The organism is Thalassospira lucentensis, assembly GCF_032921865.1.
GTDB lineage: Bacteria > Pseudomonadota > Alphaproteobacteria > Rhodospirillales > Thalassospiraceae > Thalassospira > Thalassospira lucentensis_A.
In genome coordinates, this window is the sequence record NZ_CP136684.1 from 394,879 (window position 1) to 411,817 (window position 16,939).

A 16,939-nucleotide genomic window follows, 5' to 3' on the forward strand; every position below is an offset into this window, starting at 1 on the left:
GATTACCGGTCAGAACATCAAGGTCCATACTCGGAATGATCTGGCCGTTATAAACGACACTCTCGGTTTCATCGCTGGTGACGTAATAGCTGTTGTTTGATGTACGGCGTTCCGAATACTGACCATTGACGTTGAACACATGTCGACCGCCAAACGGACCTGAACCGATTTCGCGGCTCCATTCCGCGGAATAGGATGTGTAATGGCTCGAACCTTCATTCGACAGATTGTATTCGGTCGAACCGCTATCTGTACTTGACCGTGAAAACTGATCCCGCCCCTTTCGTTCCAGCCATTTCAATCGGGTCATCCCCCCCAGAAAAGGCAACGGGAATGAAATGGATGCAGTTTGTTCATCGGAAAACGGCGTACTCAGACCCGAACCGGCGAACGAACGCTCTATCCCGGATGACGAGGCTGCCCAGTCATCATAGAAAATAGATGAACCCGGAGTGGTGGTGGTATCAGCAGTCCGCGTTTCACTGATGGTCGCCGGGGTTGCATCCTGAAAGGCGTAACTCAGCATGTTTGCCGCATAGTAGCGGTTCCATCCTGCATTAAAGCTGATATCCCAGTCCGTGTAGTAGGTCGCGTTGAAGCGCGGAGCCAGATTGGTATTGCCAAGATATGTGTCGTGTTCAAGCCGTGCACCCGGCCTGAATTCCAGCTCGCCGAAAGGAACATGATCAAAAAGCAGCGTATATTCATTATAAAGGGCTGTACTTACGAAACTGACGCTTCCTTCGAACGCCTGATATTTTGTCCGACGCCGGTTCGCCTGATCACCATCATCACAGAATATGTCATCGGCACTCGCGCAAACCACGTTGGTGCCAGTAGTTCGGGTAGTTGCATAATACGCATCGGCAGAACGTTCTCGTGTTCCGCTCAGACGATGGATATCCGCACCGAGCAGAAAGTTCGTTCCAAAAATATCGCCGGTAAGGTCGGCGGTATAACCGACATCTTGCTGGGTCTGGGACAGGTCTCCGTACCAGCCGGTCACACATGTACTGGCATCACACAGATCGGCATATTGTGACCCGGCCACAGTCGTACTGATCTGTCGGCGTACATTGCTTTCGGAATCACGTGCATTTTCTGATGAATTGAAGGACAGCTTCGTATCGAGAAACAGATTGGAAACCCCGTAGCCATCATATTCAAACGGCTTTTCGAGCCCGACATAGGTGGTTAGGCCAGTGCCAATGATATCCATCCTGCTGTCATAGTTTTCCGATGCTTCCCATTCCTGGGCATAGGGCGCGTAAACGATCTGGGTCGTAATCGCGGCCCCCGTATCACTTTCGTAACGCAGTTTGCCAAGCACGTTGTCGGCTTCAGTGCTGGTCGTGACCTGTCGACCATAATAGTCATCGCCAGCAGTCTTGGTCGTCTCGGCGGTACGCCGACCGGCAGAAACCAGCATGCCCCAATTATCATTGATCGGTGTGCTGGCAGACGCTGAATAGAACCATTTTTCATAAATCGGCTCTTTGGCAGCAGCATCAGGAGTCTCTTCGGATTTCAGATGATAATCGTTCCAGTTCGAGCCGCCGCGTTTGATACTTGCCCCGAATGTCGGTTCATTTGACGGATTCTTGACCTTGTAATTGACGACCCCTCCCTGGAACCCACCGTATTTCGCTGACACATTACTGTCGATGATTTCGGCCTGCTCAAGAATATTTGAGTCCACATAGACAGTCTGTGGATGCAAGCCATGGAGGGTGTCTGCGTTGATCGTATTGTCATCATCTTCTGGCATGTTTGAGTCGTTGTAATTCGACTCAGTTCCGCCAAAGGAATTGATCCCGACCCCATCAAGCATGAAGTTGTTCTGATCGACCCCAGCCCCGGATATGCTGATATTTTGTGGACGCAAGTCCTGTTCGGCAGTTGCGGTTGCCCCTTCTTCACCGCGCTGCCCTGCGATCACATACTGGACATTCGGATTGGCGCGAAAAATCTTGTTCGGGTCACTGTCACCTTGGACCACGGCACCAATCATATCCTCGCTATAGACCGTTGATCCACTGGCGGCACCGGTTCCTAGCTGAAAGGTCGGTGTACGGTTGGCACTGACCGAAATCGGGGCCGTAACAATTTCTGCATCCAGCGACTGGTTGGACAATTTCGGGGAAATCACCAAAATCCCGTCGGCAACGGCAAAGGTAACGCCCGTACCTTCCAGCATCCGCAGCAAGGCATTTTCAATGCTGAAATCACCAATCACCGCCTGACCGTTCATCGCAAGGTTGGTACCATCCTGCACCGAGAACGGAATACCGGCCTGCTGTGATAGTTGCTCCAGCGCACGCATTAGCGGCAAGGACGGAATATCAAAACGGTATGAGGGAGAGGCTCGTAGTGGAACCGGTGTGTCATCGATAACCGGGTTCTCCTGCGCATGCAGCAAATTCGACGGCGTCACTGCCAGCAAGGCAGAAGACGCAACAGCACAGAACAACAAATCTTTCCATGCCCGGCAACGCCCGACTTCACTTGTACTGTGGGCGGTATTCTGTTGTCCGGTAGTCTTCATTCGGCACGACCTAATGCAAGTTATTGCGTATCACTCGCAGTTAAGGACGTGGCTATAAACAGAAACCGGACATTTTTTTAATGTTTTTATTCAAAGGGGATTTTAACGGGGAATTCGCCTGAAAATGTCGACCAATTGCTGTACGCGCCAGATGTGAAATGTGGCATCAGCGCGCCAGCAGATAATGATCAAACGGCAATTCAACAATTCTTGTGCCGGTGGTTCGGGAAATCAGGTCCAGCGATGCCTTGACATCGGCAACATTGAACCGACCGCGTATTTCCAGATCGGCAAGACCGGGATCAAGCCAGATTTCCGTTCCGCTCTGGCGGCTTATGGCATGGGCGACATCGGACAGTTTCGCCGATGAAAATACCCGCCATCCGTCCAGAATTTGCGTAATATTTTCACCGTCAAAGTCACGCCGTCTTACATCTCCATTCCCCGAAACGGTGACGCCATCACCCGCATGCAGGGTAACCTCGCGGGCTGGTGGGGATTGTTTTTGCACCACCCGGACCGTTCCTTCGGCAACACCAACCTCGCTGGTTTCAGCATCGCCAATCACAACAAAGCGGGTCCCGACAACCACCACACGGCTTTGGGGCGTTGTGACCACAAGCTCCCGGTCCTTGTTCGGTGCGGCAGAAATCACGACCGCCCCCTGATCAAGGACAATATGCCGTTCCTGTTTGGAAAACTCCCAGTATAGCCGGGTGCCACGCGCGAGCTGCAATTCGCTGCCATCGGGCAAAATCTGGCTGACGGGGGTGGTGTTTGCCGCGATATAACCGGGATGATCAGAATGGTCTGCCGGGCGCAGTGTCAGCACGGCAACAAGGATTGCAGCACATAGGGCAACCCCGCCCCAAAATGCCTTTCGAGCAAGTGGCATCCCCGCCGTCACTGGGCGCAGTGACCTGCGCGTGGGGGGGGATATTTTCAACACGCCTGATGCCGTATATGTCCGGGTAGTCGTTTCGGGACCAGCGTCAAATTTCCGCAAAATATCATCGAAATCACGGTCATCAAGAAAAGCCCGGACCGAGCGGGCCGCCTGCTCATGAGCCGTGCTTTGACCGCACCATTTCTGAAACGCTTCATGCGTTTCCGTCCCGGCGATGTCCACACCATCGCGGGCAAGCCACTCCATTGCCTGATCGACAAGACGATCCTGCAAATCGTCCTTTGCGGCTGTCTCCGGATTCTGGCCGGTATAATGGGTGCCGGTCATGGGCATGGCCTAGTCATAGTGTTTCATCAGATCACGACATGTCGTCATCGCACGATAAAGATGTTTCTCGATCGCGGCCTTCGATAATCCGGTTGCAGCAGAAATCTCGTCATGGGTCTTACCATGCAACTTACGCAAGATGAAGACTTCTCTGGATCGCGTTGGCAGGGATGCAATGGCCTGCTCAAACGCTTGCAGACGCTGCCGGTGATAAATCACACTGTCGGCGGGCGGGCGGTCTTCTGCCGCCCATTCCAGCGGATCATGACCTGATTTCAGCTCGACAATATGGCCGGCATTGCGCCGCCTCTGATGATCGCGGATCAAATTAAGAACCACAGTCCGAAGGAATGCCGGCGGATCGTTGATTGGTTCTTCCCGGTCCTTGATCCCGGCAATCCTTACGAAGGCATCCTGCACGATATCCTTTGCCTCGTCCGGATTTCCCAGCTTGCGAATGGCCAGGCGCAGTAAAGACGCGCGTTCCTTTTCAAAGGCGCGAACAAGATTTACCGATATCTGCCGGGACGCGAAAAAGGTCATGAAAACAAACAGGAAGGTGAATTCGTTCCCGCTGACATACACCAGTCACACACAATTGCAAATAGTTATTAATAACTTTTACTAAGCACCACACCAGCCAGAATGATACCAGCTCAAATCAGTCCGACCGGGATCAGCTATTTGGCATCATGAAAAATTATGCCAAGCGTATGCCGTGACCCGGCGCGCAGGCGGGAAACACCGTGTCGCATATTCACCCGGTACGTTCCGCGCGTGCCCGCCACAGGGCGATGGTGGACGGGGAAAATCACGGCATCGCCTTGCATCAGCGGCACGACCTCGGCGCGGGATTGCATACGCGGGCGCTGTTCGGTCAGAACAAATTCGCCGCCTTCAAAATCCGTTTCCGGGTCGCTTAGAAGGATCGCGACCTGCAAAGGAAACACGCAATCGCCGTAAACATCCTGATGCAGGCAATTATAATCCCCTGCTCCGTAACGCAGCAAAAGCGGTGTCGGGCGGGTCTGCCCCGCGTCATGGCATCGGGCAACAAACCGGGCGTGATCGCCGGGAAAGTGCCGATCCAGGCCCATCGCCCGGTTCCAGCGGTTGGCAATTTCGGCCAATGGCGGATAAAGCGATTGCCGCAAACCCGCGATCATATCGGGCAGGGGATAAGCGAAATATTTGTATTCGCCGCGCCCGAACCCGTGCCGGGCCATATGAATATGGCTGCGAAAAGTTTCCGGCTCGTCATAACGCGCGATCAATGCCCGGCATGTGTCCTGATCAATCAGGTGTTCAAGGATCGCACAGCCATGGGCATCAAGTTCGCGGGCATGCTTTTCCCAATCAAGCGATGCGATCCCGTCACGGGTCATCTTGTTCATTGCCCGGCCTCCCCGCTTTCAATATCCAGCAGGGTTTTCTTGCGCTCCACCCCCCAGCGATATCCCGAAAGATCGCCATCCTTGCGCACCACCCGGTGGCAGGGAATGGCAACCGCGATGCTGTTGGCACCACAGGCCTGCGCAACAGCACGGGTAGCACGCGGCGATCCGATCTTTTCGGCGATTTCGGCATAGCTTGCCTTTGTCCCGACCGGAATTTCCGAAAGTGCCTGCCAGACGCGTTGCTGAAAGGCCGTACCGCGAATATCTAGCGGCAGGTTATGACCAAGCTGCGGCGCTTCGACCAGCCCGACGATCTGGGCCATCCAGTCCTCGAATGCCGGGTCGCCGCCGATCAGCTCCGCCTTGGGGAAGGCATCCTGCAACTGGCGCACGAGCGCATCGGGGTCATCGCCCAGAAGGATCATGCAAATCCCCTTGAGACTTGCCGCGCCAAGGATTGCGCCAAGCGCACATTGCCCCACCGCAAACCGGATTTTCTCGCCCTTGCCCCCCGCGCGATAGCTGCTTGGCGTCATGCCCAGCATCTTGTGCGAGCGTTCATAAAACCGGCTGTTGGAATTATATCCCGCGTCATAGATCGCCTCGGTCACAGTATTGCTACTGCGCAATTCCTCGCGCACGCGTCCGGCCCGATAAGCACTGGCATAGGCCTTTGGCGTCACCCCGCTTACCGATTTAAACACCCGGTGAAAGTGAAACCGGCTCATCCCGGCTTGTGTGGCCAGATCATCAAGGCTTGGCATTTCTTCGGCATTACGGATGATTTCGCATGCCGTTTCCACGACATCCGCATTGCGTTCGCCAATCGATGCGGTGTTCGGACGGCACCGTTTGCACGGGCGGAAACCCGCCCGTTCGGCATCATCGCAACTGGCATGAAACGCGACATTTTCCCGGCGTGCCAGACGTGCACCACAGGATGGTCGGCAATAAACCCCGGTGGTTACGACCGAATAGTAAAACTGTCCGTCAGCTTTGCCATCGCGATTTGCCACGGCCTGCCACTTGTCCTCGTCACTGATCCAGAGGATCGCCTTGCTCAATTTCGTCTCCGTCAACATGGAATGGCTCCTTTATCAGAACACAAGGATGCCAGATGCATCCGTTTGACCAGCATTCTGATCGTCCATCCCGTGAGCTGCACTCCGTTCCTTGCTTTCAAATTCGCTACCTACGAAAAACCGTCAATTCCGCGAATTCAATGCCAATAACCGGAGTGCCCGTCCGCCTTGCCCGAACTAGCGTCTCCCCATCGGGCCATCATCACCACGATGGTCATCCTATCATGACACAGGAGATGGAAACATGTTCACACTGGACGGTAAAACCGCAATCATCACCGGGGCCAGTTCCGGCATCGGCCGCGCCATAGCCGAACTTTTTGCCCAGCAGGGTGCCAAGCTTGTGCTGAATGCCAGACGTACTGAATTGCTCGATGATATCATGGCCGATATCCGTGATGCCGGTGGTACGGCCATTTCAGTGCCGGGCTGTCTTACGGGCGAAGATGTATCAAGGCAACTGGTCGAGGCCACCCTTGATCATTTCGGAGAGCTTGATATCGCGGTCAATAATGCCGGGATGGTCGGGGAGTTTGTTTCGATCCCCGATATGGCAACCGACGACTGGCATGAAATGATCGAAACCAACCTGACATCGGCATTTTTCGGGGCGAAATATCAATTGCCTGCGATGCTTGCCAATGGTGCAGGTTCGCTGATCCTGACATCAAGCTTTGTCGGCTATTCGGTCGGTATGCCCGGGATGGGCGCCTATGCCGCCAGCAAGGCGGGCATGATCGGATTGATGAAATCGCTGGCAGCCGAATACGGACCACAGGGCATTCGGGTCAATGCACTGCTGCCCGGTGGGACCGATACCCCGGCCATCATCACCAACAAACCCGGCGCCGGGCCAGAGGTCGAGCAGTTCGTCAACAGTCTGCATGCATTGAAACGTATGGCAAAACCGTCCGAAATGGCGCAGGCCGCCCTGTTTCTGGCGTCCGATGCGGCAAGCTTTGTGACGGGTGTGCCGTTCCTTGCCGATGGCGGGGTTTCAATCAACCGGACCTGATGACGGGACGGGCCGGATGCATCGTGTCCGGTCCGCTTTCAGTTGCGCAAAAACTGCGTGATATCAACTTCGTCGCACTGTCCGGGTTGCAGGTATTTACGTCCGTATTCGATATAAACGCCCGACGACAGCAGCAATTCGAACAGATCATTGTCGATCTGCCCCTTGTCGCGAATGTCAGCCAGGATCGCGATGCATTCCGATAACATTTTGGGCCGTTTATAGGGACGGTCAACCGCGGTCAGAGCCTCGAATATATCGGCGATCACCATCACCTTTTCGAGGATGCCCATCTCTTCGCCCAGCATACCGTTAGGATAGCCCGAACCATCCATCTTTTCATGATGGTTGCCTGCAATTGCGGGAATACGCTGCAATTCCTTGGGATAAGGCAATTGCGCCAGCATTTCCTGCGTCACCACAACATGATCATTGATAACCTTTCGTTCCTCGGAGGTCAGGGTGCCGCGCGGAACCGAAAGGTTATAAAGCTCACCCCGGTTAAAGCCGAGATATGCGTGATCTGCACGATCATCAAGAAGCTTTTCAATACCGGGCAGGCTGAATTGCGCAAGATCGTCTTCGGTCAGGCGCTGATTTTCCGCCCATGAAAGCCCGATGGTGCGATCAAAATAGCGCACCCATTCCTGCCCACCGATGTCATGCAGGGCAAAGACCGCATCGCTATCAAGCTCGTCATCGCCAATGTTGCTGTGCGCAACCATCGAAAACTGGCTTTCAAGTTCGGCGATCCGGGCACTGAAATCATCATCGCAACGTTGGGCATCCTCGCCCGCGAGCTTGCGCTTGAGCATCTCGATTTCCGCGTCCCGCCTAAGGACTTCGAACCGGGTTCGGATTTCGTGAATGCGGTTATGGATGGTTTCAAGCTTGGTAGCCTTTTCGACCACATGATCGGGTGTTGTGATCTTGCCGCAGTCATGAAGCCACGCAGCAAGGTCAAGCTCGTACCATTCCATATCGGTCAGATAGAAATTGGAAAATGCCCCCTGCTTTTCATCGACGGCCGCCTTGGCCAACATGCGGGCAATGATTGGAACCTTTTCGCAATGATAGGCGGTATGGGGCGATTTGGCGTCAATCGCCTGCCCCAGCACGCGTACGAAACTTTCCATCAGATCGCGCTGCGCCATCAAAAGGCGGCTGTTTTCAAGTGCCACCGCCGCCTGGCTTGCCAGGGCATTGATGATTGGTTCGATCAACGGGTCAAAGGCAATTACATCGCCCGCATCGTCGCGCGCATTAATCAGCTGCAACACGCCGATCACAGTGCCGCGCGTATTTTTAAGCGGTACGGTCAGGAAGGATTTAGACCGATAACCGGTTTTGGCATCAAAGGCGCGCGTGCCGGAAAAATCGAACCCTTCGGCGAAATACGCATCCTCGATATTGATCGCTTCACCGCTTAGCGCGACATAGGTTGCAATGTTTTTGTGATTGGGATTGCCATCCGCATCATAAAGCGGCAGGGGTGGAAACGGCTTCTCGTGTTCGCGGCCCGATACGAAAAACGTATCAAGCGTATCGTTCATCAGAATGCGAAACTGAAGTTCCGTTTCATCCTTATTGACCAGATACAATGACCCGCCATCGGCATTGGTAAACTGCCGCGCTGCCATCAGGATTTTCTGATGAAGCTCCTCCCGACCCTGTTCTGCCGACAGGGCAATACCAAGATCCACCAGCTGCGCAAGATAACGCGCATCGGTGTCGACGCCTCGGGCTGTGCGGGTCGGAGGATTTTTCAAATCATCCCCGATACGGGTCATAAATACGTGCCATTATCTGTGTCCACTCGCGATCAGAACGGTTTGCCCGCGCTGGTTCTGGAATGTTCGTTTTACGAACTATATCCATCAGGAGATTGAGATAATCTTAGCAGATGGCAAGTTCCACACAGGTAAAAAGCGGTAATAAAGCTGTTATGCCCCCAAACAGGGTCTGCGATAGTAATGCGTTTGGCGCATGTTAAACCATTGATGAAAGATCAAAACTGCCAATAGGCCGGAACCCAGGCATAGCCGACATCCGTCTTGAGCATTCGGCCAAGGCCCGGGAACGGATAATGGAAGCCGAGAACAAGAAGCCGGTCAGTTGCCGCCATGTCAAAGATGCGCCGGCGAGAGACAAGAGCCGTTTCCTTGTCACGATCCGGCCCCGGCAGCCATGATCGGTCGACATTAACGATCGGATGATAAGCAAGGTCGGCTGTAAGCAGGAGCTGGTCGTTCCCTGATTGAACAAGGAAGTTCGCCATACCAGGAGTATGGCCCAATGCCGGAAGCGTGATCAGACCGGGTATAATCTCTTCTCCGGGTTCATACAATTCGATCCCGTTCGCAACCGGTTCGACGCTCCGCTTGATGGCCGCGGAGAAATTACGACGGAAATCCTCGGGCACTGGCATGTAGGAAAGATCCGGATCGTTGACGACAAAGAAATCCCAATCAGCACGAGGCGCAAAAACGGTCGCGCGTGGAAATGCCTTACGACCATCAGCTGTCCGAAGATTTCCGACATGATCCGGGTGCGTGTGGGAAACAACCACAATGTCGATATCCTCGGGCCTCAAACCGATTGCCGCCAAGTTATCAAACAGACGACCGCCCTGCGGTCCCATCGTCTGCCCGGCACCCACCTCAAGCAGTATCCGTCTGCCATTCGTTTCGATAAGAAGCGTATTGAGATTAAGTGTCAGACGATCAGTCGGTAAAAAGGCTTGCCTGAGAACTTCCTCCAATTCTGCCTCCGGCGCGTTACTGGCGTAAATCCGGGGCGGACCACCGATCAGCCCGTCGCTCAACACGGTTGCAGATATGTCATCTCCGACACGAAACCGGTAATGGCCAACATTTCCGCCCGCATTCCCGTTTTGGAGCGGGGACGACGCGCCGGAAGCAGCCTGGGCAAAGGCTATACCGCCGGTTGGCAAGATCAGTCCAGCTGCTGCCGATGCGGCTGTCAGCATGATCTTTCTGCGATTCAATGTAATTCCGCTCATACTCATCATCCTGTCCAAATTGTGATTGCAGGTGTCGTATTTGATTGCAGCGTCGTCCGGCACGGCGTCTGTAGGCGATGCCTTTTCTAGGGATGACACAGATCGAGCGCACAGATAAGCTAACAAAAATGGATCAGCTTATTAAGCAGAGCTTTGCAATGAAATCGCTACGCCTTGACAGTCTGGAGATATTTGAGGACGTCGTGCGATGTGGAGGCTTCAGAGCCGCCGCGCTTGGCAGGGGCGTATCATCCTCTGCCATCAGCCAATCAATCAGTGTGCTTGAAGAAGCGTTGGGTATCCGGTTGCTGAACCGGACGACACGCAGCGTCTCGCCAACCGAAGCAGGCGAACGACTTCTTGAGCGACTTGGACCTGCCCTTCACGACATCAGAACAGCGATCGACGATCTCAATCAGCTTCGGGAACACCCATCCGGTACTGTGCGGATCAATGCGCCGGGCCCGGCCGCCGACCATGTTCTGTGCCCTCTGGCCTTTGAATTCATGGAAATTTACCCCGACATCAATGTTGAAATCGTCAGCGAGGCAGCAATCATCGATATTGTCGAGCATGGTTTCGACGCCGGTGTGCGTTTCGGACATCAACTTGCCCAGGACATGATCGCGATGCCGCTGGGTCCCGCCTTAGAATATGCAATTGTGGCTTCCCCCGATTATCTGCGCAGGAGGGGGCGCCCCGGTTCACCGGACGATCTTCTGACGCATGACTGTATTCGCCGTCGTTTTCCCGGCGGAACCATGGTGACGTGGAAATTCGCGAACAACGGGAATGAGGTCGAAATCACGCCGAAAGGCCGGTTGACGCTGAGTTCGGCGCATCAGGAGCGTCAGGCAGCCCTTGCAGGATCGGGCATCGCGCATCTGTTTGACGATTACGTCCGCAAAGATGTCAAACAGGGCAGACTTGTCGAATTGCTTTTCGATTGGAAGAAAAAGCTGCCGAGTTGGTATCTGTATTATCCGAACCGGCGCCATACGAGTGCGGCCATGCGTGCCTTTCTTGAATACATTCGCAATCGGAAATGGCCTGCAATCGGCGAATAATGTCCGGCAGGAAAATCCGGAAACGCCGCGCAACGGCCCCAAAAACACCGGCAAAGATGCCTCTGAACGCAAACAGCCTACGATGCAGGGTTGCCAATCGCAGCGATATGGACTATCCGACGCGTTGAAAGCGTGCCGGAACCAGCATCGCACTTCGCTGATCACGCAATCTGGTCATGACCCGGCACCCAACCATCCTGCCCGGAGGCGACTGCATGATCCCCCGTTATTCCCGTCCGCAGATGACATCAATCTGGGAACCGGCGAACAAATTCCGTATCTGGTTTGAAATCGAGGCACACGCTGCCGACAAACTGGCCGAGCTGGGCGTCATTCCGGCTGCCTCTGCCAAACTGGTCTGGGAAAAAGGCAACAAGCCCTATACCCAGGATCGTATTGACCGCATCGATGCTGTCGAAGCCGAAGTCAAACACGACGTGATCGCCTTCCTGACGGAACTGGCAGAACAGGTCGGTGAAGAAGCCCGTTTCGTTCATCAGGGCATGACCAGCTCCGACGTTCTAGATACCTGCTTTAACGTTCAGCTTGTTCAGGCAACCGACATCCTGCTTGAAGACATGGACAAGCTTCTGGCCGCGCTGAAAAAACGCGCCTATGAAACCAAGGACATCGCCTGCATGGGGCGTTCGCACGGCATCCACGCAGAGCCGGTAACCTTTGGCCTGAAACTGGCAACCTTCTATGCCGAGTTTAAACGCAACCGCGACCGTCTGGTGGTCGCCCGCGAAGAGATCGCGACCTGTGCGATCTCCGGTGCAGTCGGCACATTCGCCAATATCGACCCGCACGTCGAAGAACATGTTGCCGCCAAGCTTGGCCTGAAACCCGAACCGGTTTCAACCCAGGTCATCCCGCGCGACCGTCATGCCGCCTATTTCGCAGCCCTTGGTGTTATCGCATCCTCCATCGAGCATCTGGCAACTGAAATTCGCCACCTGCAGCGCACTGAAGTCCGCGAAGTCGAGGAATTCTTCTCGAAGGGGCAGAAGGGTTCGTCGGCAATGCCGCACAAACGCAACCCGGTTCTGACCGAAAACCTGACCGGGCTTGCGCGTCTTGTCCGTTCGATGGCGATCCCGGCAATGGAAAACGTTGCCCTTTGGCATGAACGCGATATTTCGCATTCATCGGTCGAACGCAATATCGGCCCGGATGCGACCGTAACGCTCGACTTCGCCCTGATGCGTCTGACCAATGTGGTTGAAAACCTTGTCGTCTATCCGGAACGGATGGACGAAATCCTTAATCAGATGGGCGGCCTGGTCTTCTCGCAGCGCGTGCTGCTAACCCTGACGCAGCATGGCGTTTCGCGCGAAGATTCGTATCGCATCGTTCAGCGTAACGCGATGAAAGTCTGGAACCGCGAAGGCGATCTGCTGTCGCTTCTGAAAACCGACGCAGACGTTACCGCGAAGATCCCGATGGTAACGCTCGAAAGTCTGTTTGACCTTGGTTACCATACCAAGCATGTCGACACGATTTTCGCCCGTGTGTTTGCTGACTGACGGTAACACTGCACACTAAAATCAAAGCCCCGGACAATTGGCCGGGGCTTTTCTGTTTACGTATTTTGCAACAGGGAAAGTTCCTGCGCCTCGCCCAGCAGCCAGTCACGAAACAGCTTTACCTGACCGCGCAGTTCCCGGTTTTTCGGATGCACCAGATAATATCCCAATGGAACAACCTGAACCTGTTCGGGAAACAGATGGATCAGCTTGCCTTCCATCACGTCTTCCTCCGCCAGTAACGGGTTGGCCATCACAACCCCCTGCCCGTGGATCGCGGCCTCGATCGCCATAGATGTCTGATCGATTTCAATGCGCTTGATTGCGCCAATCTCGCCCGGGTTCATCCCTGCAAACTGGCCCAACCATTCTTCCCACCAGTCATGCAGAATGTCGTTTAACAAAGTCGCACGTACCAGATCGGCGGGGCGCTCAAACCCCATCCGATCGCGATAGGCGGGCGAGCAGAAGGCCGCCGCCTGCCCGCGATAGATCAGGACGGATTCAAGCTTTTCATCATTCCCGTCAAAATACCGCACGGCGATGTCGACCGGATCGCGATCAAAATCCGTGAATTGTACTGACGAACCCACGTGAAGTGACGTTGACGGATAATCGATCAAAAACCGCGCCATGCGTTTGGAAAACCATTTCGCGGCGAAGCTTGGCGGCATGACCACACGCACCATATGTTCGCGCTGCCCGCGCAAATGCTGGCTGGCATCGATAATCTGCTGCAGGGCGGGTGATATGCGCGCGGCATATTCAAGCCCGTCGGCGGTTGGTTTGACCTGCCGGACCGAACGGGCGAACAGTTCCACACCCAGCCAATCTTCAAGCTTTCTGATCTGCTGTCCGACGGCACCGGGTGTTACGTTCAGTTCTTCCGCTGCACGAGAAAAACTATTCAGTCGAATGGATGCCTCGAAAGCACGCAAGGAATTCAGGGGTGGATATGAACTCATAATACAGATTTTCTATTTCATGATCCAGATAACATGATTTGTACGCCATTCCGGCCAGACCTACAATCACGGCATTACCCCCACGAAAGTTCCGGCCATGAAGAACAACGCATACCTTGTTTTCGGCTTTCTTGCCCTGTGCTGGGGCATGACCTTTTTGTTCAACAAAACGGCAAGCAGCCTGATATCGCCGATGCAGGTGGTGACGGTACGTGTGATCATGGGCTTTCTGCCGGTTCTGGCATTTGCGATGGCGCGCAAGGTGCTGGATTGGCAGCATCTGCGTTATGTGCACCATTTCATTGTCATGTCGCTTCTCGCGGCCACCGTTTATTACCTCGCCTTTGCCAAGGGCATCGCCCTTCTGCCATCCAGCGTTGCCGGAATGCTAAGCGGTGTGATCCCGATGTTTTCCTTTATCGCCGCGGCCATTTTCCTGCGCAGCGAACCGGTCAATATCCGTTCAATCAGCGGATTGCTGTTTGGCTTTGCCGGTGTCCTGATTATCGCAAAGCCATGGGAAAGTGGCACGTCGGGCATCGATCTGATGGGTGTGGTTTACGTCGCCATTGGATCGGGCTGTGTCGGGCTTTCGTTCGTCTATGTCCGCAAATTCCTGAGCCCCCTTGGCATTTCACCAATTGCACTTTGCACCTATCAGCTTGGCCTTTCTGCTTTAACGCTTCTGCTGATTTGCGACTTTTCCGGCATGAATGGGATCTTCACCAACTGGAAAATTGCCACCGGGCTATTCATCGGCCTTGGCATGTTTGGCACCGGCATTGCCTATATGTGCTATTACTTTCTGATCGGGAAACTGGGCGCGGTCAAAACCGCCGGGGTCACCTATATCCCGCCGGTCATTGGCCTTCTGACCGGAAGCCTGATTTTGGGCGAACCGGTTTCCGCAACTGATATCGTTGCGACCGCCATGATCCTGTCGGGTGTTTTCATCATCCAGTCGGGCCGCACCCCGCCATCATCGACAAATACAACATCATCGAATGTCCGGGCACACAACCTGCCCGAACGTGCCTGAGACTCTCCGTCTCAAGGACTGCACCCCCGTGCTGATCGCGGGGGTGCTTTTTTATGGGATTATTTTGCCGATGCGGCTTTGATAAAGGCCGTGATCAGCGGATGATTTTCACCGCGCAGGGCGGACCGTTCCGGCTGAAAGGCTGTGCCGATAAAGAAACGATGATTGTGCAATTCCACAGAACGGGGATCGCCATCTGCATCCCATGCCCCAATCTGCAACGCCTGCCCTGCCAGCAGCCCCGCATAATCACGATTAAACCCATAACTGCACCGATAGGTTTCAATCAGATGATCCGATCCGCTATGAGCACGGATCAAACTTCCCGCAGCCAGCTCAATCTCGCCATCCTGATCAATCAGCGCACAGGCCAGCGGCGCAATCAGCGGCAATTCCGCATCCGGATCAATTTCGGCATTCGCAGCATTGGCAAGTCCCAGAACATTGCGTGCATATTCCAGAACCGCATGCTGATAACCGCCGCATGTGCCAAGAAACGCGATATCGTTCTCGCGCACAAACCGGATCGCGGCAAGCGCACCTTCAAGACTTTCATACGGACTTGCCGGAACACACCACATCCCGTCATAGCCAGACAGTATCGGTGCAGCCCCATCATCAAAACGCGGTGTTGCGATCCAGTCATATTCGACGGAAATGCCGATTTCGGCAGCCGCGATTTCAATGGCCTTGGGGATGGCCTGATGGGCGGTAACGGCGGGGTTGAAATCCCCGACAAGGGCGATACGGATGGTCATTTCAGTTCCTCGTTTCAGGTGACATTACGAGGGGAGCAACCCGAACCGCCAAAGAAAAACGGCCCGTGAAATCACGAGCCGGGTTTCGAGCGTCAAACAGCGCTGCCTTTGACAAGCATACTACAACGTTCCGGTACGCGCCATATCTTCCAGTGCGATTTTTACCGCCTGCGCCCGGTTGGACACATGCAGTTTGCGGTAAATGTTTTTCAGGTGATATTTCACCGTGATTTCGCGCAGATCAAGGTGACGCGCAATATCCTTGTTCGGACGCCCTTCGGCCAGAAGCGCCAGAACTTCGCGTTCGCGCGGGGTCAGGCGGCTGAAATCACCTTCATTGCCGAAACCGCCAGCCATGCGCGGTTCGCCGTCACTGCCTCCGCCAAAGCCATCACCCATATCGTTCAGGATTGAGGACGGCAGATATTTCTCGCCCGCCAGAACCAGTTGGATGGCATTGGCAAGTGCCTGCCCGCGCAATGTTTTGGGGATAAAGCCCTGTGCGCCATTTTCAATGGCATGGCGCACATCTTCGCTGCGATAGGCCCCCGAAAGCAAAACAACCGAAGTTGTTTTCGCTGCTTTTTCAAGAGTGCGTTTAAGCCCCTCAAGCCCGTTCATGCCGGGCATCCGCAAATCCAGAAGCACCAGATCGAAATCGTTCTGTGCCTCGATATGCTCCAGTGCCGGGTCAAGCGCGCCCGCCTCGACCACTTCACAACCTTCGAAATATTGCTGGAACAGCAGTGATAATGCTTCACGAACCAGATCGTGATCGTCTGCCAACAGGATACGCAAAGCCTTTGCCCTTCTCTACCTGACCCACAACCATGCCCGAACATTAACAAGCAAAACAACGCGTGGCTGCAACCAGAAATCTTTCTTGATCCGGGGACAGAATACGAAACCGGCTAATGGTTTGCAAATCCGAACTTTTTCTTATTTCTGCAAAGCAACTATTCCTCGAGCAGTTCGGCACGTGCAAGCGGGCGCAATTCTTCGAGTTTGCGGTTTACCTCGCTGACCGTCATATCGATATTATGCCGTCCGAAATCGGCCAGAAGCACGGATATGATACCGTTTTCCTGCGGATTGCTGACAACATCGCCGACGATTTTGGCCGCATAGGAACGACTTTCCGCCTCGCTCATTCCCATTTTATCGCCCGCCCAGGTCGCCAGCATTTTGTAAAGATGGGCTTCGATCCGGAAATTCTGTTCCAGATCAAAGCTGTATTTCGCCTCGAAACCGCGTTCACGATCCGTGAAATTGGACATGTTTTGGCTCCT

The 16,939-nt window shown here is 54.4% G+C and carries 14 protein-coding genes; 4 read left to right on the forward strand and 10 right to left on the reverse strand.

Annotation, left to right across the window (positions count from 1 at the left end; genetic code table 11):
* Positions 1 to 2,711: 2,711 nt before the first annotated feature.
* The 4 genes from R1T41_RS02515 to ada all read right to left on the reverse strand — a co-directional run bounded on the left by R1T41_RS02515 (position 2,712) and on the right by ada (position 6,240).
* Positions 2,712 to 3,779 (reverse strand): FecR family protein, encoded by a 1,068-nt coding sequence (locus R1T41_RS02515; RefSeq protein WP_317339738.1) that lies wholly within the window; start codon positions 3,777 to 3,779, stop codon positions 2,712 to 2,714.
* Between the two features lie 9 nt (positions 3,780 to 3,788).
* Complete coding sequence (locus R1T41_RS02520) at positions 3,789 to 4,364, reverse strand: RNA polymerase sigma factor (RefSeq protein ID WP_317339739.1); 576 nt, start codon at positions 4,362 to 4,364, stop codon at positions 3,789 to 3,791.
* Positions 4,365 to 4,459: 95 nt separating this feature from the next.
* A complete protein-coding gene (locus R1T41_RS02525; protein WP_317339740.1) occupies positions 4,460 to 5,173 on the reverse strand; it encodes a 2OG-Fe(II) oxygenase in 714 nt (237 codons plus the stop codon).
* The gene (ada, locus tag R1T41_RS02530; RefSeq protein WP_411045478.1) at positions 5,170 to 6,240 is read right to left on the reverse strand and encodes a bifunctional DNA-binding transcriptional regulator/O6-methylguanine-DNA methyltransferase Ada; all 1,071 of its coding nucleotides are present in this window, start codon (positions 6,238 to 6,240) and stop codon (positions 5,170 to 5,172) included. Before ada ends, R1T41_RS02525 begins: the two co-directional genes overlap by 4 nt.
* A 262-nt stretch (positions 6,241 to 6,502) precedes the next feature.
* On the opposite strand from ada, the gene R1T41_RS02535 reads away from it, so the two are divergent.
* Positions 6,503 to 7,273, forward strand: coding sequence for an SDR family oxidoreductase (locus R1T41_RS02535; RefSeq protein WP_317339742.1), 771 nt, complete (start codon positions 6,503 to 6,505; stop codon positions 7,271 to 7,273).
* A gap of 38 nt (positions 7,274 to 7,311) precedes the next feature.
* Here the strand turns inward: R1T41_RS02535 and R1T41_RS02540 are convergent, their stop codons facing one another.
* Together R1T41_RS02540 and R1T41_RS02545 are read right to left on the reverse strand one after the other, a co-directional pair.
* Entirely contained in the window at positions 7,312 to 9,063 is a 1,752-nt protein-coding gene (locus R1T41_RS02540) for an HD domain-containing phosphohydrolase (RefSeq protein ID WP_317339743.1), read from the reverse strand.
* 218 nt (positions 9,064 to 9,281) lie between these two features.
* The gene (locus R1T41_RS02545; RefSeq protein ID WP_317339745.1) at positions 9,282 to 10,421 is read right to left on the reverse strand and encodes an MBL fold metallo-hydrolase; all 1,140 of its coding nucleotides are present in this window, start codon (positions 10,419 to 10,421) and stop codon (positions 9,282 to 9,284) included.
* Positions 10,422 to 10,453: 32 nt separating this feature from the next.
* Between R1T41_RS02545 and R1T41_RS02550 the strand changes: the two genes are divergently transcribed.
* The gene (locus R1T41_RS02550) at positions 10,454 to 11,362 is read left to right on the forward strand and encodes a LysR family transcriptional regulator (RefSeq protein WP_317339748.1); all 909 of its coding nucleotides are present in this window, start codon (positions 10,454 to 10,456) and stop codon (positions 11,360 to 11,362) included.
* A gap of 215 nt (positions 11,363 to 11,577) precedes the next feature.
* Positions 11,578 to 12,888, forward strand: a complete 1,311-nt coding sequence (gene purB / locus R1T41_RS02555; RefSeq protein WP_317339750.1) for an adenylosuccinate lyase — start codon at positions 11,578 to 11,580, stop codon at positions 12,886 to 12,888.
* A gap of 56 nt (positions 12,889 to 12,944) precedes the next feature.
* On the opposite strand, the gene R1T41_RS02560 is transcribed toward purB, so the two are convergent.
* Positions 12,945 to 13,853, reverse strand: a complete 909-nt coding sequence (locus tag R1T41_RS02560; RefSeq protein ID WP_317339752.1) for a LysR substrate-binding domain-containing protein — start codon at positions 13,851 to 13,853, stop codon at positions 12,945 to 12,947.
* A gap of 97 nt (positions 13,854 to 13,950) precedes the next feature.
* Between R1T41_RS02560 and R1T41_RS02565 the strand changes: the two genes are divergently transcribed.
* Entirely contained in the window at positions 13,951 to 14,892 is a 942-nt protein-coding gene (locus R1T41_RS02565) for a DMT family transporter (protein ID WP_317339754.1), read from the forward strand.
* A 59-nt stretch (positions 14,893 to 14,951) separates the two neighbouring features.
* On the opposite strand, the gene R1T41_RS02570 is transcribed toward R1T41_RS02565, so the two are convergent.
* The 3 genes from R1T41_RS02570 to R1T41_RS02580 all read right to left on the reverse strand — a co-directional run bounded on the left by R1T41_RS02570 (position 14,952) and on the right by R1T41_RS02580 (position 16,927).
* The gene (locus tag R1T41_RS02570; protein WP_317339756.1) at positions 14,952 to 15,650 is read right to left on the reverse strand and encodes a glutamine amidotransferase-related protein; all 699 of its coding nucleotides are present in this window, start codon (positions 15,648 to 15,650) and stop codon (positions 14,952 to 14,954) included.
* A gap of 120 nt (positions 15,651 to 15,770) precedes the next feature.
* Positions 15,771 to 16,448, reverse strand: coding sequence for a response regulator (locus tag R1T41_RS02575; protein WP_062953342.1), 678 nt, complete (start codon positions 16,446 to 16,448; stop codon positions 15,771 to 15,773).
* Between the two features lie 158 nt (positions 16,449 to 16,606).
* Positions 16,607 to 16,927 carry a DUF1476 domain-containing protein gene (locus tag R1T41_RS02580; protein ID WP_062953341.1) on the reverse strand — a complete coding sequence of 107 codons (321 nt, stop codon included), beginning with the start codon at positions 16,925 to 16,927 and terminating at the stop codon, positions 16,607 to 16,609.
* Between the last annotated feature and the right edge of the window lie 12 nt (positions 16,928 to 16,939).

Excerpts from the sequence above, each read along its gene's own strand:
- R1T41_RS02525 (WP_317339740.1), bottom strand. The coding sequence starts at position 5,173 with ATGAACAAGATGACCCGTGACGGGATCGCATCGCTTGATTGGGAAAAG.
- R1T41_RS02580 (WP_062953341.1), bottom strand. The coding sequence starts at position 16,927 with ATGTCCAATTTCACGGATCGTGAACGCGGTTTCGAGGCGAAATACAGC.
- R1T41_RS02515 (WP_317339738.1), bottom strand. The coding sequence starts at position 3,779 with ATGACCGGCACCCATTATACCGGCCAGAATCCGGAGACAGCCGCAAAG.
- R1T41_RS02550 (WP_317339748.1), top strand. The coding sequence starts at position 10,454 with ATGAAATCGCTACGCCTTGACAGTCTGGAGATATTTGAGGACGTCGTG.
- R1T41_RS02570 (WP_317339756.1), bottom strand. The coding sequence starts at position 15,650 with ATGACCATCCGTATCGCCCTTGTCGGGGATTTCAACCCCGCCGTTACC.
- purB (WP_317339750.1), top strand. The coding sequence starts at position 11,578 with ATGATCCCCCGTTATTCCCGTCCGCAGATGACATCAATCTGGGAACCG.
- R1T41_RS02565 (WP_317339754.1), top strand. The coding sequence starts at position 13,951 with ATGAAGAACAACGCATACCTTGTTTTCGGCTTTCTTGCCCTGTGCTGG.
- R1T41_RS02560 (WP_317339752.1), bottom strand. The coding sequence starts at position 13,853 with ATGAGTTCATATCCACCCCTGAATTCCTTGCGTGCTTTCGAGGCATCC.
- R1T41_RS02535 (WP_317339742.1), top strand. The coding sequence starts at position 6,503 with ATGTTCACACTGGACGGTAAAACCGCAATCATCACCGGGGCCAGTTCC.
- R1T41_RS02540 (WP_317339743.1), bottom strand. The coding sequence starts at position 9,063 with ATGACCCGTATCGGGGATGATTTGAAAAATCCTCCGACCCGCACAGCC.